Here is a 16,311-nt window from a genome sequence, read left to right on the forward strand (position 1 = left end):
TCCCATTGTAACTGTATCAATTCGAAAATATCAACCCTCTATCCGCCGAATGATATTTTCGAAATATTCACGTTTTTTGTCAGCGGATAACGATTCCCCTCCGTAGACCATCCGTTCATAGGCATCGGTCAACGGACGCATCGCATAGGTCTCGTAGTAACCGTCGACCTCGTGTGCAAGTTCGGCAAGCGTTCGTCCGTCCTTGTAGTGGAAGCCTTTTTTATCGAGACGGCGTAACAAGTAACGGTACATCCGTCGGTATCCTTCCGGACGATTCACTTGGTTGCGGAAGAATAAAATCGCCGCTGTCCGCATCAACGCTTTGCGGAAGAGATAGAGGAACAGCCCTCCAACCACCAGACCGACAATCGGCCAAACCGGAATCGATTGTTGATCGTTTTGTGTCGTTGTCGTTGTCTGTTCTTCGTCCAACAGATTTTCCTGCGGACGTTCCGGTGTCGCGGTTTCCGTATCGGTTTCCGTATCGCGCTGCGGATTCGCCTGCTCGGTTTCATTGTCCGTTTCCTGATTGATCGTATACTGTCCGGCCCCGTCAAAACTGACGGTCGGCTCAAGCGGTACCCAGCCCGGCCCTTCAATATAGACTTCGACCCAGGAATGGGCGTTTTTATTCCGGACGGTGTAACTCGTCACGGCTGACCCGATGACATCGGAATCGCCTCCCGTGAACCCTTTCACCCAGCGTGCCGGAAGACCGGCCGCCCGTAACAGAACAGCTGCTGACGTCGAGAAGTTGTCACAGTAGCCGAGTTTCGTCTCGAATAAGAATTGGTCGACGTAATCTTGATTTTCTTCCGGGACGGCGACTTCTTCCGTATTGTATTCGAAGTTTTCCTGTTCGAAATAATTTTCAATCGCTTTTGCTTTATCCCACGGACTGTCCTCATCCGCGACAATCTCTGTCGCAAGATCACGGACCCGGTCCGGCAGGTTATCCGGTAATTGCAAGTAACGGTCTTGTTCCATCGCGGACAATGAAATCGGCTCGTCCGTCTGGAGCAGTTCTTCCGTGAATAACGGATACGTGTATTGAATCTGATAATTTTGTTGCCGTTCGGCATCGTCGAGATAAGAAATCTTTTGATTTTCCGGATCAATCAACAGGTTTTGCCGTTGCTCGTCTACACTCAAACGGACGTTGTCCCCGTTGTACGGAACAAATGGCAGTTCGCGCGACAGTTCAAAGGTCGCCCGTTCCTGTCGTGTTTCGACGTCATCGCCAAAGTGCGAGAAAAATCCCCGGGAATCAATTTCCGGCTCGGATTCCGACAACACCCATCCTTTTCCGGTATAGATGTCTTTGGTCTCAACCCGCCAGTAGCGGCTCCCTTCACTCTCGACCTGGAAGACTTCCCGGTCGTCCATCTGAAACGGACCGCCCAACTGTTCATCGTTGTTGCCGTAGCCGACTTTCTGGATTTGGCTGGACGACGTCCCTTCACTCTCAAATCCATCGGTCCAGTCGTACCAACTGTCCTGCCAGGTCGCCGTGATGACCGGGCTTTGAACGGCTGCGACCAGTGTCGCTCCAATGATCAACAACGCACTCATCGGTCGGACATACGACGCCTTTGGCCGTTCGCTGACTTCCGTTGCATAGAGCAACAGCAGCGCCAAGACTATCGGATAGATAATGAACTGTTCACCCGAATAGTCCGTCCACGTGTCGCAATAGGCAATAAAGCCGATTACACCAAGCGCGAGACCAAAGACGAACCCGCGATTCGGAAACGTCCGGCGCGCCAGGTAGCCGATCAAAAAGCTGATCAGTCCAATCGAGAAGGCAAATGCAGGGCGTCCCGGAAGCTCTCCGTTGATGACCCGATTGACGTCCCCTGCGATTTCCCGGAACAGATTCCATGGCGCTTCACCCGGGATCAAAATGAAATAAAACGACATGAGCAGCGCGAACAGACTGCCCAGTAAAAACCAACTGCGCCGCAGATGTGACAACAACAGCGGTGTCAATAACAGCGGCAGGAAGGGAACGACACTCTCGAACGTCGTCAACTCAAGTAACGGCGGCATGAAGCTCGCAAACAGGAGTCCTGCGAGTAAATTCCAAATCAGTCGTCGTATCATCGGGTTTCCCTCCTCTCGGGTGTATAGACATGAACCGTCGCTTCCTGTCGGACTTTTGAAATCCACAACTCATTGTTGGATTCGAGGTCCGGTGTGATGAACAGGACGTTTCCGTTCAGTCGTAACGCTTTAGAAGAGTACTCCCACGACTCGATGAACGAGCGGGTCCGACTCGGTTGCGCCGTCATTAAATAATGGGTCAGCTTCGCGCCTTCAAGCGGCAACGACAACGACTGGACACCATGTCCGACGAGATGGATCCGGTAATTCAAATGACGTTTGTTCAGTTGATCCGTCGCTGCAGCGAGCATCGAGATGCTTCGTTCGAAGTCATCGTCGCTCACCGTCCCTTCATCAAACACAATCGTCGTCTCGCGTTCCTGTTCCCGTTCAAACGTTTTGGTCATCAAGCCTTGCCGCTTTGCGGTTGCTTTCCAGTCAATCTGATTCATCCGGTCCCCGCTGACGTATTCCCGGACACCGACGACCGTGAAGGACGACTGCCGGAGATCAAGCGAGACCGGTGAGATCCCTCCATCCCCACGATCGTCCTCATGCGGCAGTTGCACGGCCAAGCGGGCAGGTTCCACCGCCAGATACGTTTCGACGGGATAGAGTTTTTTACGCATGAACAAACCGAACGGATCGCGAATTTCAAGCATACAACCGGGAATCTGATAGAGTCCCCGCCGAATCGACGGAATCATGTAGTCGATGTGTTCGACCTTCCGGTAATGTGCCCGTAACGGATGCCGGATATTTAGTTCTTCTTCACTCAGTTCCTCCGGTACAACTTCCGTCACTTCGACAGCGCCGACAAGAAACGGAAACTTCCGCCGGACTTTCAGAGAGACCGGAATATCCGTTCCGGCAATCAACATCTTGTTCGACACCTCACGCGTCGCAATCGCTTGCGTGACTGGCCAAATTAAAAACAGCGTCCAATAGATCGTCAATCCTGCCATGACGTACAACAACAGGGACGCGACGTTTCCGCCGTCAATCCGGGCGTAGACCCAGAGTGCCGTAACCGTGATCAGCAAGACGGCATAACGCCAGCCGATTTGCCATCGTGTCATAAAGACTCCACGTCTTGCTGGATCGGCACGGCAACTTCCTTTTTCACCTGTTCCAAAATGCGTTCGGCGGTCTGTCCATGGTACCTGGCATCTGCCGTCAAAATCAGACGGTGTGAGAGCACCGGTGTCAACAAATGTTTGACGTCATCCGGCAGGACAAAGGTCCGTCCTTCCATATAGGCCCAGGCTTGCGCGACCTTCATCAACGCAATCGAGGAACGCGGACTGGCGCCGAGATAAAGTGACGCATGACTGCGTGTCGCCTGGACCAGTTGAACGATATATTTTTTGACCGGTTGCGAGACATGAACGGCCTTCACTTCCTCCTTCATCCGCAACAACTCGTCGCGGGTGATGACCGATTCAAGTGTCTCGATCGGCTCGTCCCGCTCAAACCGCGTCAACAGTTTCATCTCCTGCTGGAAATCCGGATACCCCATTTTGACCTTGATTAAAAACCGGTCGAGTTGGGCTTCCGGGAGTGGATACGTTCCTTCATGTTCAATCGGATTTTGCGTTGCCATGACAAAAAAGGGATTTGGAAGCGTATGAATCTCTCCATCGACCGTCACATTCGCTTCCGCCATCCCTTCCAGTAACGCCGATTGCGTTTTCGGTGATGTTCGGTTGATTTCATCCGCCAGGACAATGTTTCCCATCAAAGGACCCGGCCGGTATTCAAACTGACTCGTTTTTTGATTATACATGGATACGCCCGTCAAATCGGACGGCAACAGATCGGGTGTAAATTGAACCCGTTTGAACGTCAAACCAATCGAACGGCTGAACGCCCGAACAAGCATCGTTTTCCCGACACCCGGTACGTCTTCCAGTAACACGTGCCCTCCGGCAAGTAATGCTGCTAAGGATTGCGTAATCACATTTTCTTTACCGATGATTACTTTTTCTACGTTGTCGATGATCGCTTGAATCTCCTTTGTATATGTTCGCATTGTCTGGCCCCTTGCTATTTAGTAGTTGAATTTTCTGACTTTTTATATCATCTCATATCCGCTGTTTCTTTTAAAGGAATACGGGTACCTCAATACGCACAAAAGGGGGGTCGCTGTTCGCGACTCCCCCTTCCTGCTTTCAGGAACGATCACATCTCGTAAACCGTTCTTGAGCCGTGCAATCTGCACGTAAAACACGTATCAATCCGTGTCTATTGTCATGTTGCCTTCGTCAAGTCCGGTGATCCTCTTCTCCTCGAAGCGACATGCGATCGTTCCCTATACATTGGTAATCATTCATGTGCATCACCATCCTTTCATATACTGAATATTACCGATTCTATTAGAAGTTAAACCTACTTTTTTGATTATTTTTTCTGATAGCGGTAATAGGTTGAGGCTAAGGCCAGTGCCAGGACAGCTCCCTTGATGATGTTCAAGGAATAGTAAGGGACAGATAACATCACCAGTCCGTTTTCGAGCACCCCGACCAAGCAGGCTCCGACGAGTGTACCGACAGCATTTGGTTTCCCTTGTCCGGCAAACGACGAACCGATGAACGCTGCTGCGACCGCCGGCATCAAATAGCCGGATCCGGCGTTAATTTGCGACGAGCCGACTTGTGAAGCGAGGAGAATGCCTCCGACCGCTGCGAGCCCCCCGGCAATTACATAGGCCAGTGCCCGGTAACGCTGCACCGGGATCCCCGTCAAGTGTGCCGCTTCCGGATTTCCGCCAATGATGTATAAGAAGCGGCCGTGTCGTGTATGGTTCAAAAACAGATGTGTTACCGCAACGACGACCAGCATGATGAAAATGATCCACGGCGCCTGACTGATCGTCAAAAATCCTTCCGGAATCATCCCGACCGTCGGTGTCCCGTCGAGTCGCGGCATCCCGGCACTGATCGATCCACCTCCGGTATACGTCATCGCTACCCCTTCAAAAATGAACATCGTCGCCAGTGTCGCAAATAAGTCGGGAATCTTGAATTTAACGATCAACAGCACGTTCACCAGCGCAACGCTTAAGGCAATCAAAATCGCCAAGCCAATCGACAAGCCAAGCGGGAGGCTGTACCAGACAAAAAATGATACGACGAGCGAACTGGCAAATGTCGCGGTTGAACCGACCGATAGATCAAAACCGTTGACGGTCAGCGAGACGGTCAAACCGATCGCAATGATCGTCACGATCGAGATGCTGCGTAAAATGTTGATCAGGTTTGCCCCTTGTAAAAAGCTTGGTGCCGTTACAGCAAAAAAGAAGATGAGTGCGAGGATTGCGAGGACGATCCCCCAATCATTCAAAAAGCGTAATATTCGTTTACCGGCCGGTTGCCGGTCCATTTTGTGTTCCTGTTCCGTGCTTGGTTCGTGCAGTACTTCGTTCATGACGTTGTCCCCCCTGTCGCGTATAACAGTAATTGCTCTTCGGTCGTCTCCGAGGTCTTAGTCTCGAACACGATTTTGCCGTCATACATGACATAAATCCGATCCGTCACCGTCAGCAATTCATCGAATTCACTGGAAGCATACAGAATCCCTTTTTGCTGTTCAGCCAGTTGATGAATCACGTGGAAGATTTCCCGTTTCGCCCCGACATCGACGCCTTTCGTCGGTTCGTCGAGCAGCAGGATCGATGCGTCGGCGAGGAGCCACTTACCGATCGCGACCTTCTGTTGATTCCCGCCCGAAAGTCCCGCCACGTGTTGCGTTTCATCCGTTGATTTAATCGCCAATCGTTTGATGATGTCCTTGGCGGCAGTCCGTTCTTGACCGGTCTGGACCCAACCGAACCGATTGACGAATTGTTTGAGACTCGCCGCCGTCATGTTTTGGTAAATCGGATCCGCGACAAGGATACCTTCTTTCCGCCGTTCTTCCGGAACCAGACCAATCCCGCGGCTGACGGCCTCGTGCGGCGACCGGATGTTTGCCGGTTCGCCGGCTACTCGAATCTGTCCTGCCGCAGTCGGAATCGCCCCAAAAATCGTCTTACAGAGCTCGGTTTTTCCCGCTCCGACAAGTCCGGCAATCCCAATCACTTCACCTGCGTGGACCGTCAATGACAGCTGATCCAGCTGTCCCGTGACCGATACTTGATCGAGTTCGAGCAACGCTTGTCCAACGGGCCTTGTTTGCCGGTCTGTCTGTTGCAAACGTCTTCCGAGCATCTGTTCCACGATCGTCTCTTTTGTTTGTCCGACCAATGCTTGGCGGGCGACCAGTTTCCCGTCACGCATGACGGAAATCGACTCACAGATCGTAAACAACTCCTGAAGGCGGTGTGAGATGAAAATCACGCCCAATTGTTCACGTGTCGCCAGTTCCTTGATGACCCGAAACAGGTGCTCCGTCTCCCGCTGACTGAGCGGAGCCGTCGGTTCATCCAGGATTAAAAAACGGCTGTCTTGAACGAGTGCCCGGGCAATCAAGACCAACTGCTTGTCGGCAAGACGCAGTTCACTGACCCGTTGCCGGACATCGATGGAAGACTGGAGTTTCCCGAGCGCCTCCAGTGCAATCTGTTCAAAACGCCGTTGCCGGATGACCCCTTTGAGCTGTCCGTTCGTCAACAAGTCGAGACAAATGTTTTCTGCGACCGTCAAGTACGAAATCAGTGCCGTATCGACCTCTTGGTAGACGATTTCAATCCCCGCTCGTTTGGCGGCACGCGGCGAATCGATCGTCAACGGCACACCTTCAAACGAAATCGTCCCGTCATACGACGTATGCGCTCCCGCCAATACTTTCATCAGCGTCGACTTACCGGCTCCGTTCGCTCCGACGAGCGCATGAATTTCCCCGCGGCGCACGGAAAAATCCACCTCATCCAGCGCTTTGACACCCGGGAATTCAATTGAGATCCCACGCATCTCGAGCCGGTTGGTCACATCGGACTGTGTCATTTCGAAGCGTTCGCTTTCCGCAGTTTTTCCATCCAAGGTTCGTTGAATTTCTCGGACGTGCTCCAGCCTTTGATGATCGTATCGAGATTGTACATCGTCGTATCTGCTTTGAGCGCCTTTTGCTCGACTAATTTAGCATCCAGGTCAAAGCTGTCCGGTGTTTTTTCACCGGCCAGTTTTTTCGCCAGCAGACGCATGTCCGTCTGTCCGATCAAGTGCGGATCGACGGCACTCGTCGACACCCAGTTGCTGCCTTTCTCACGCATCAAGTTAATGTCTTGGTTCGAGACATCGATTGAAATTAACGGGATTTCCTGACGTTTGTTATCTTTTAAGGATTTATAGGCGCCCTTGGCCACTTCATCCCATGCTCCCCAGACGGCATCGATGCTTCCTTTCGGATATTTGGCGAGAATCGCGTTCATCTTCGTCGCAATATCGCCTTGGACATCCTGGAAGTTCGTTGGTCCAACCGTTTCAAGCGTCTTGATTTTGCCGTCGGCTTCGTATGTCTTATAGATTTCCTGACGGCGGTCCAGCGGTGCAAATCCCGGACCAAACCATAATTTGATGACCCGGACCGGCTTGTCGTCCTTCACTTTTGTCACTTCATCGAGTGAAAGTTGCGCCAGTTTGTGATCATCTTGGAAGGTCTCTGTGATGCCTTTTAACGTCTGGTCTTTTTTCTTCGTCACCGTATCAAACGTCACGACTTTAATCCCTTTGTCGATTGCCGGTTTGATCATGTCGTAGGCATAATCTTCTTTTCCGTGTGAGATGATCAGTCCGTCATAATCCTGCTGAACGGCTTGTGCCACCAGTTCCTTGAACTTGACGTCATTGCCTTCGGAGATGAACGTGTTGACCTCAAAACCAAACGCTTCCCCTTCTGACCGGGCACCGTCCAAAAATTGTTTCGTATGATCATCGGACGCGAGATTGCGGATGACGGCAATCTTGACGTCTCCTTGGACACTTTCCGGTACACCGCTGATTTTTTTCGTCGGTGTCGCTTCACTATTGGCGCAAGCAGCCAGCAAGACCGCCGGTGCAAGTACAGCAAATGCTAATTTTTTCATCTGGATCTCCCCTGTCTGTTTAAATGGTCTGTTGTCCTACCGTCTGTTCGATCGTTTCCACACTCGGTCGTTCGATGACGCCCAGTTCCGTGATGATGGCGGTGATGAGCTCGTGCGGTGTCACGTCAAACGCCGGGTTAAAGACCGGTACACCGGCAGGCGCCGTCACCTGTCCGGCAAACTGCGTCACTTCCGTCGCTGCCCGTTCTTCGATCTCAATCTCGTCGCCTGATAAACTCGTTAAGTCAAACGTCGACAGCGGCGCGGCGACGTAAAACGGAATTCCGAAGGCACGTGCGAGTAATGCCAGCTGGAACGTCCCGATTTTATTGGCCGTATCCCCGTTTCGGGTAATCCGGTCCGCTCCGACGATGATGGCGGTGATCTGCTTTTCCTTGATCGTATGCGCGACCATATTGTCCGTGATCAAGGTGACGTCAATCCCTGCCCGTTGCAACTCCCATGTCGTCAAACGCGCCCCCTGCAACAAAGGCCGTGTTTCCGACGCATAGACGGATAACGGGATGCCTTGCTCCTTGGCGAGATAAAACGGGGCCAGTGCCGTCCCGTAAGCCGCTGTCGCAATCGATCCGGCATTACAAATCGTCAACACCCGGTCATCCGCTTGAAACAGCTCCAAAGCATGCACGCCGATTTGCCGTGACGTCTTGGCATCCGCTTCATAAAGCGCCACCGCTTTTTGTTCCAGACGTTTCGGCAGTTCTGCAAGCGTCGTGGCCGAAACAATGAGCTGATTCAGTTCGTCGAGCACGTTCCGCAAATTGACGGCGGTCGGCCGGGTGGCCAGTAATTGGGCCGACACCGTCAGCAGTTCCTGTTTCACTTCGTCAAGCGATCCTGTCGTCCGAAACGCTTCCTGCACGAGGACGAAACCACCGAACAAACTGATTGCCGGCGCCCCCCGGACACGCAGTTGTTTAATCGCTTCAATCGCCTGCGCCAAATCGTGAATGACTTCATACCGTTCTTCTTCCGGGAGACGGGTTTGGTCCAAGATCGTCACTGTCCCGTTTTCATAGATGATGCTCTGAACGAATTGACTCATCGGCTGAGTTCCTCCGTTACGTCAAAGTTCCGCAGATCCGTAAACGTCTTGCATTCCGTCCGGCGTTTGATCAGTGCAGCACCGAGGCGTAACGCATGACGTTTTCGTTCGAGACGGACGGTCGGATCGGTAATCTGTTCCAAGTCCGCGACCGGTGCCAGTCCGATCGTCCGGCGAATCAACTCGCATCCGGCAAATCCAAGCGCATCTTGTAAAATCGTACTGAGGACATCCTCGACGAGACCGTCCGCTGAACGGAACGGCTCCACCGCTTCCCGCTCCCACAACGCCTTGAACGTCGACGCAAACGTCAGCCAAAACGTATCGATGTCCTTGATCCGTTCCTCGCGCAACCGGTCATAGTCCGGATAAGCGGCAAAAAACAGATGGGCGATGAACTGACCGACATCAAACCCAAACGGACCGTAAAACGCGAACTCCGGATCGATGACCTTGGTTTCTTCCGCCGAGGCGAAGATGCTGCCTGTATGTAAGTCGCCGTGCAGCAAGGCGTCACCTTTCGTGATGAACAGTGCTTCGAGCTTCGCGACTTCCCGTTTCAGCTCCGCGTCGTTCCAGATTCGGTCGACTTCCGCTTCCAGTCCGGCTTCAATCGCATTCGTTTCCGCGTCGTAAAACGGGTCCGTGAAGATCAATTTCTCTGTGATGTCGCACAGATCCGGATTGTAGTACTGACGGGCGATCTGTTTTTTCGCGACCGGTCCGAGGGCAAAATCCGACGTATAAAACAGTGTCCGGGCCAAATAGGAACCGATGTGTTCCGCGAGCAACGGATACTTCTCTCCCTCAAGCAATCCAGCCCGGACGATCGTCAGATGAGACAAGTCTTCCATCACTGTAAAGGCTTCTTCTTTGCTCGCATGATACACACGCGGGACAAACGGAATCGCGACTTTCGCGAATTCTTTTAACGCTGACTGTTCGATCCATGCCCGTTCGAGCGACAGCGGCCAGCTTTCACCGACGACCTTCGCATACGGTAACGCTTGTTTTAAAATCAGGTGCTGGTCCCCCGCATGAATCCGAAAGACCAGGTTTAAATTGCCGTCACCGATTTCTTCTGCCGTCACCGGTTCATTGCCGATCAGACCGAGTGTCCGGACCCGTTCGATGGCGTCTTGTACTGTAAATGCTTGATATCCCATTCTGATTTCCCCCTTGATGATCACACGAAAAAACACCCCTTTTCGTCAAAGAAAAGAGGCGCAGTAGAATACTCCGTCCTCTTATCTCTCAGACGAATGTCTGTTGGATGTAGCACCGTGCCGGATGGTCGGTTGCTGCGGCGTCTTCGGGCCAATTCCCTCTGCCAACTCACGATAAGAGTCATATGTAGTTGTCGTGTGGTTTGATGTTGATTTGAATACTACGTGCGCCGACCACCCTCTGTCAATTCCAAATTTTAGTGCAATCCGCTCAAAATGGAGACATCTATAGAAGGAGTATTTTCAAAAAAATAAATTTTCAAAATTTAGTTTGACAAGTCCGTCATCTCATGTAAAAATTGCAATTAGATTTCACAATTTCATCCAATTCTTATCAAGAGCAGACGGAGGGACGAGCCCTACGATGTCGCAGCAACCGACCACTTGGCACGGTGCTAATTCTTGCAGCTAACACGCTGACAGATAAGAGTCCACGCGCAATTTTTCATGGTCTCTTGTCATTGACGAGGGACCATTTTTGTATTTTTTAACAAGGGAGAGACGACGATCATGGCGTACATTACCGCAACTTACCAACTCGGCGTGACCGATCAGTTACCAAAACGGGCAGAGCAAATCGCCCTCGGTCTGACGGTCGGCTCATGGACCGATTTGAATCATTTGGAACAACAACAGCTTGAATCCTTTAAAGGACAAGTCGTCCACACGGAAGAACACGACGGAAAAGGGTATGTCACGATCCGTTATCCGGAACACAACGTCTCACGGGACTTTTCGGCGATTTTGACGACCGTCTTCGGCAAGCTGTCGCTCGACGGTCAAATCAAACTGACGGATCTCCAGCTTCCCGCTACGTTCACACCGGACTTCCCCGGTGCTAAATTCGGCATCGAGGGCGTCCGCCAATTGATCCAAGTCCATGACCGTCCCCTGTTGATGAGCATCTTCAAAGGCGTCATCGGACGGGACCTCGTTTTTTTACGGGAACAACTCGAAGCCCAGCTTGCCGGCGGGATTGATCTCGTCAAGGATGACGAAATCTTATACGACAATCCGTTGACACCGGCACTCGACCGGGCGCGGATCGGACGGGAAGTCCTCGATGCCCATTATGAACGGACCGGTAAACGGGCCCTTTATGCGATTACGTTGAGTGGTCCGGTCTTCCGCTTGAAAGAACAGGCGAAACGACTGGTCGAAGCCGGAGCGACAGCGCTCCTGCTCAACACGTTTACATACGGGCTCGACGTCTTGCGGGAACTGGCAGCCGATCCGGAAATCCCGGTCCCGATCTTTAATCACCCGGCGTTGAGCGGTGCCTTGATCGCCAGTCCCGAGTACGGGATTGCCGCCCCGGTCCTGCTCGGAACGTTGCCGCGGATTGCCGGTGCCGACTTGACACTGTTCCCGTCGCCGTACGGGAATGTCGCCCTCGCCAAAGACTTAGCCCGCGGGATTGCCGTCGAAGCGACCCGAATCGGTGAGACCAAAACGATTCTCCCGGTCCCGTCCGCCGGAATCCACCCGGGTCTCGTCGCTCAGCTCGTTCGTGATTTCGGCGTCGATTCCGTCATCAATGCCGGCGGCGGTGTCCATGGTCATCCGCAAGGTGCTGCGGCCGGAGTCATCGCTTTCCGCCAGGCACTTGACGCGGCACTGGCCGGTGAATCACTGACAAGTGCCGCCCACCGGCACGAGGAATTACGTGTCGCCCTCGATGCTTGGGGGATTACGAAATGACGATCCGGATTTTGTGTGACTTTGACGGCACGGTAACGGAGCACGATAATATCATCGCCTTGATGCAGGAGTTCGCGCCGCCGGAAAAATTTGAACCGTTAAAACGAGGTGTGCTCGACCGGTCGCTCTCGATCCAGTCCGGCGTCGGACAGATGTTTCAGCTGCTTCCGTCCAGTCAAAAACAGGACTACATTGATTTCTTGATGAAACGGGCGGTCATCCGTCCCGGCTTCGACACCTTACTCGCCTTTGCCAAATCAAACGAGATTGACTTTTCCATCGTCAGCGGCGGGATCGACTTTTTTGTCCAGCCGATTCTTGCGGATGTACTGACGGACGAAGCGATTTATTGCAACGCCAGTGACTTCAGCCAGGAGACGGTTCGAATCGAATGGCCGCATGCCTGCGACGCGGCCTGTACAAATCAATGCGGCTGTTGCAAAACCTCGATCGCCCGGAAGCTCAAGGAGGACGGTGATACGATCATCGCGATCGGCGACTCCGTGACGGATTTTGAACTGGCCAAGCAGGCGGATCACGTTTATGCACGGGATTATCTGATCACGCTGTGTGAACAGCACGGCATCCCGTATACACCGTTTGAAAACTTTCATGACATCTTAAATCATCTCCAGACAAAGGTGGTGTACACATGATCTTCTTAAAACGATACGAAGAATTACGGGCCGTCAAACAGGAACTTGCAGCACGCGACTGGTTCCCCGGCACAAGCGGCAATCTCGCCATCCGGACAGCCGATCAACCGACTGAATTTCTCGTGACGGCAAGCGGGAAGGACAAACGGCAGGATACACCGGATGACTTCGTCCATGTCGACGCGTCCGGTCAACTGATCGGCGAACAGACGGGCCGTCCCTCTGCCGAAACGTTGCTCCACGTCGAGGTCTTCAACCGAACGACTGCCGGCTGTTCCCTTCACGTCCATACGATTGACAATAATGTCATTTCGGAACTGTACGGCGACCAAGGCGAGATTCGGTTTGCCGGTCAGGAAATCATCAAGGCACTCGGCCGTTGGGAAGAAGATGCGGAAATCCGTGTGCCGATCATCCCGAACCATGCCGACATTCCGACACTTGCCGCTGCCTTTGCAGCGCATGTACATGCCGAGAGCGGCGCTGTCCTGATTCGCAATCACGGTATCACCGTCTGGGCACCGACTGCCTTTGAAGCCAAAAAACAGTTGGAAGCATTCGAGTTTTTGTTCAGTTACACCTTAAAACTACAAACGTGCCGACAGGCGATTCATTAAAAGGAGGAATTTACAATGGCAACAGTACTTTTCCAACAGACAAACGAACGGTATACGGATCAAAACGAGGTATCTTCATTCCTTGCCTCACGCGGCGTACTCTACGAACAATGGGACGTCTCGAAACTGCCGGCGGAGCTGGTTGAAAACTATACATTGACGGATCAAGACAAACAAACGATTCTCGATACGTTCCAAGCTGAAATCACGGATGTGTCAGAACGCCGCGGTTATCAGACGGCAGATATCATTTCGTTGTCGGATGCGACACCAAACTTGGACGAGTTGCTCGTCAACTTCCAGAAGGAACATCACCATACGGATGATGAAGTCCGTTTCATCGTCAGTGGTCATGGCGTCTTCGCAATCCAAGATGACGAAGTCGGTTATTACAACATCGAGCTGAACCCGGGCGATTTGATTTCCGTCCCGGTCAACACCCGCCACTACTTCACGCTCCAGGACGACCGTCAAGTCGTTGCCGTACGGATTTTCGTGACGACGGACGGTTGGGTGCCGATTTATGAAAAAGACACACTTGAGACGACCAACTAAAAAGGATTTCTCAGGACAGACTGCCCCGCGGCTTCAAGCCCGGCAGTCTGTTTTTTTTTGCAATTCCTATCCTACAAACATGCCGCTTGTTTTCGTTTCCTCCTATATAATGAAGAAAAGACTCTCGAACAGGAGGACACGTTCATGATGATTCGACCCGTCCAGGAAGCTGACTTACCGCATATCCTCGCCATCTATAACGAAGGAATCGAAGACCGGATTGCAACGCTTGAAACGGATACCAAGGACCTGTCCTTCATGAAAGACTGGTATCAGGAACGGACGACACGTTACGCCGGTTTCGTCGCGTATGAAGGGACGACGATTCTTGGCTTCATCTCACTTGATCCCTACAATCCGCGTCCGGTCTATCAATCCGTCGGTGAACTGTCTGTCTACATCACAAGAACCCACCGCGGTCAAGGCATCGGACGACAGCTCTTACGGATCATCGAGGAACACGCGATTACGCACGGCTTCCATAAATTGATCCTGTTTACCTTCCCGTTTAATAAGCTGGGTCAAAAACTCTATATCCGGTCCGGATTCCGGATCGTCGGGACGTTTAAGGAGCAAGGCATGCTCAACGGCTACTATGTCGATGTTCTGGCGATGGAAAAGCTGCTTCCGAAGACGATTGACGACCAGATATGATTAGTCCGGCTTCCGAATGGGAAATGAACGAACAGTGAAGCATTCCCAGACAGGAAAGGAAGACTGCCCATGGACATTCAACAAATCCGTAACGCCACACTCGTCGTCACCTATGCCAACCAAGTATTTTTAATCGATCCGTTTCTCGGCGAAAAAGGAACCTTACCGCCGTTTGGCGAGACGCCAAACGCCGTCCCGAATCCGCTCGTTGACTTACCGGTCGACGTCTCAACGTTACTTGATCCCGATGCGATTTTCGTGACGCATCTGCATGCCGACCACTTTGATGAAGCGGCGAAGGAACTTTTGCCAAAACAGATTCCACTTTACGCCCAAAACGAGGCGGACGTAGCGACAATCCGCGAAGCCGGATTCACGAACGTCTCGTCGTTTGAGAATGGATTGACGCTTGGCGACATCCGCGTCACACACACATCAGGGCAACACGGGGTCGGTGAAATCGGTCAACGGATGGGAACGGTCTCCGGCATCGTCTTGACGCACCCCGACGAGCCGACACTCTATATCACCGGCGATACGATTTGGTGTGATGAGGTCGAAACCGCCATCGAACAGTATGCGCCTGACATCATCGTCGTCAACAGTGGTGCCGCTCAATTCCTGACCGGTGAACCGATTACGATGTCCCAGCGCGATTTACTCGCTGTTCATCAAGCCGCCGCTGAGGCGACGATCATCGTCTCCCACCTTGAATCCGTCAATCATTGTCTGCTGCGCCGTGACATGATTGCTGATTTCCTGGCTGCCCATCATCTGTCCGCTCATTTCCTCATTCCGGATGACGGCGAAACGATTTCCTTCTAAAATAAAAACGAAGTCCACCGTTCCGGTCTGATCCGGGAAAGTGGACTTCGTTTTTTTAATCGTGGCTTGGAATGACGAGTCCCAGCAATCGTGCGAACGTAATCGCCTGACTTTCCGTGACGATCGCCCCCGGCAGGAACCGCGGGTCGATCGTCAGACCGGATAGGTCAGCGTGCCGCAGATCAAGTCCCTGCAACGCAGTCTCCACCCATTGACTCTCCGTCAAATCGACCTCATCGAACCGTAAATCGATCGGTTTCATCTCGAAAAAATGACTCTCCCGCATCGCTGTCTGTTCAATCGAGACATGACGTAATGCCGTGCGGATGATTTGCGCATAATTCGCCTGACATCCTTTGACCGTCACATGGTCAATCGTGTTCGTTTCAAATTGGACGCCGGTCAAACGACAATCCTCAAAGACGACACGATGGAAACGGCTGTCATGAAATTGACACCCCGTCAAATCACACTGTTCAAACCGAACGTTTTCAAACGTCGCCCGTTCAAAGACGAGACCCGCGAACGAAACATTCCGAAAGCAGACTTGGTTGGCATCCAACCGGTCCGTCAACTCGATTGGCAACGTCTCTTTTTCATAAATCGTTTGGTACAGGTATGGGTCATCGATTTCGACGTCCGCAAATCTTTCCGGTGTCAAACGACTCGGTAACTCTGGTAACTGAATCAGCTGTTGCTTTTTCATTCATGTCCCCTTCTTCCTTTTACACTGGTTCTGCCTTTACCAGTGTATCAAAGATTGGCGAACAAGCGGTCGTCTATTTGCCCTGTTTTCTTCTCTGCCACATTGACTCTTTTTTGGATTTTTGATTTGAGACCCATTGAGACCATGGTATAGTCAAATCAAAAATAAGAACAAACGTTC

15 protein-coding genes and 2 riboswitches are annotated in these 16,311 nt (G+C 52.2%); of the genes, 6 read left to right on the forward strand and 9 right to left on the reverse strand.

What is annotated here, in order from left to right:
• Positions 1–30: 30 nt before the first annotated feature.
• From P397_RS0114775 to mtnK, 8 genes are all read right to left on the reverse strand, one after another.
• Positions 31–2,103, reverse strand: coding sequence for a transglutaminaseTgpA domain-containing protein (locus P397_RS0114775; RefSeq protein WP_028106999.1), 2,073 nt, complete (start codon positions 2,101–2,103; stop codon positions 31–33).
• A complete protein-coding gene (locus P397_RS0114780; protein WP_026833980.1) occupies positions 2,100–3,182 on the reverse strand; it encodes a DUF58 domain-containing protein in 1,083 nt (360 codons plus the stop codon). Before P397_RS0114780 ends, P397_RS0114775 begins: the two co-directional genes overlap by 4 nt.
• Positions 3,179–4,135 (reverse strand): AAA family ATPase, encoded by a 957-nt coding sequence (locus P397_RS0114785; RefSeq protein WP_028107000.1) that lies wholly within the window; start codon positions 4,133–4,135, stop codon positions 3,179–3,181. Before P397_RS0114785 ends, P397_RS0114780 begins: the two co-directional genes overlap by 4 nt.
• Positions 4,136–4,503: 368 nt before the next feature.
• Positions 4,504–5,529: an ABC transporter permease gene (locus P397_RS0114790; RefSeq protein WP_028107001.1), complete on the reverse strand. Its 1,026-nt coding sequence runs from the start codon at positions 5,527–5,529 to the stop codon at positions 4,504–4,506.
• A complete protein-coding gene (locus P397_RS0114795) occupies positions 5,526–7,046 on the reverse strand; it encodes a sugar ABC transporter ATP-binding protein (protein WP_028107002.1) in 1,521 nt (506 codons plus the stop codon). Before P397_RS0114795 ends, P397_RS0114790 begins: the two co-directional genes overlap by 4 nt.
• Entirely contained in the window at positions 7,043–8,125 is a 1,083-nt protein-coding gene (locus P397_RS0114800; RefSeq protein ID WP_028107003.1) for a sugar ABC transporter substrate-binding protein, read from the reverse strand. The genes P397_RS0114795 and P397_RS0114800 overlap by 4 nt, the downstream gene beginning before the upstream one ends.
• Positions 8,126–8,144: 19 nt before the next feature.
• Positions 8,145–9,191: an S-methyl-5-thioribose-1-phosphate isomerase gene (gene mtnA / locus P397_RS0114805; protein ID WP_028107004.1), complete on the reverse strand. Its 1,047-nt coding sequence runs from the start codon at positions 9,189–9,191 to the stop codon at positions 8,145–8,147.
• On the reverse strand, positions 9,188–10,357 hold the full coding sequence (gene mtnK / locus P397_RS0114810) for an S-methyl-5-thioribose kinase (RefSeq protein WP_026833986.1): 1,170 nt from the start codon (positions 10,355–10,357) through the stop codon (positions 9,188–9,190). Before mtnK ends, mtnA begins: the two co-directional genes overlap by 4 nt.
• Before the next feature lie 78 nt (positions 10,358–10,435).
• Positions 10,436–10,538, reverse strand: a riboswitch (SAM riboswitch).
• 207 nt (positions 10,539–10,745) lie between these two features.
• Positions 10,746–10,847, forward strand: a riboswitch (SAM riboswitch).
• Positions 10,848–10,927: 80 nt separating this feature from the next.
• Here mtnK and P397_RS0114815 point away from each other — a divergent pair.
• The 6 genes from P397_RS0114815 (at position 10,928) to P397_RS0114840 (ending at position 15,425) form a co-directional block, all read left to right on the forward strand.
• Positions 10,928–12,118, forward strand: coding sequence for a 2,3-diketo-5-methylthiopentyl-1-phosphate enolase (locus P397_RS0114815; RefSeq protein ID WP_028107005.1), 1,191 nt, complete (start codon positions 10,928–10,930; stop codon positions 12,116–12,118).
• Positions 12,115–12,774, forward strand: coding sequence for a 2-hydroxy-3-keto-5-methylthiopentenyl-1-phosphate phosphatase (locus P397_RS0114820; protein WP_028107006.1), 660 nt, complete (start codon positions 12,115–12,117; stop codon positions 12,772–12,774). Before P397_RS0114815 ends, P397_RS0114820 begins: the two co-directional genes overlap by 4 nt.
• Entirely contained in the window at positions 12,771–13,391 is a 621-nt protein-coding gene (locus P397_RS0114825; RefSeq protein ID WP_028107007.1) for a methylthioribulose 1-phosphate dehydratase, read from the forward strand. The genes P397_RS0114820 and P397_RS0114825 overlap by 4 nt, the downstream gene beginning before the upstream one ends.
• Positions 13,392–13,406: 15 nt before the next feature.
• Positions 13,407–13,946 carry a 1,2-dihydroxy-3-keto-5-methylthiopentene dioxygenase gene (locus tag P397_RS0114830; RefSeq protein WP_028107008.1) on the forward strand — a complete coding sequence of 180 codons (540 nt, stop codon included), beginning with the start codon at positions 13,407–13,409 and terminating at the stop codon, positions 13,944–13,946.
• 144 nt (positions 13,947–14,090) lie between these two features.
• Positions 14,091–14,600, forward strand: a complete 510-nt coding sequence (locus P397_RS0114835; RefSeq protein WP_026833991.1) for an arsinothricin resistance N-acetyltransferase ArsN1 family A — start codon at positions 14,091–14,093, stop codon at positions 14,598–14,600.
• 69 nt (positions 14,601–14,669) lie between these two features.
• On the forward strand, positions 14,670–15,425 hold the full coding sequence (locus tag P397_RS0114840; protein WP_028107009.1) for an MBL fold metallo-hydrolase: 756 nt from the start codon (positions 14,670–14,672) through the stop codon (positions 15,423–15,425).
• A gap of 55 nt (positions 15,426–15,480) precedes the next feature.
• Here the strand turns inward: P397_RS0114840 and P397_RS0114845 are convergent, their stop codons facing one another.
• The gene (locus tag P397_RS0114845; RefSeq protein WP_028107010.1) at positions 15,481–16,131 is read right to left on the reverse strand and encodes a pentapeptide repeat-containing protein; all 651 of its coding nucleotides are present in this window, start codon (positions 16,129–16,131) and stop codon (positions 15,481–15,483) included.
• Between the last annotated feature and the right edge of the window lie 180 nt (positions 16,132–16,311).

The organism is Exiguobacterium undae DSM 14481 (assembly GCF_000620805.1).
GTDB classification, from domain to species: domain Bacteria; phylum Bacillota; class Bacilli; order Exiguobacteriales; family Exiguobacteriaceae; genus Exiguobacterium_A; species Exiguobacterium_A undae.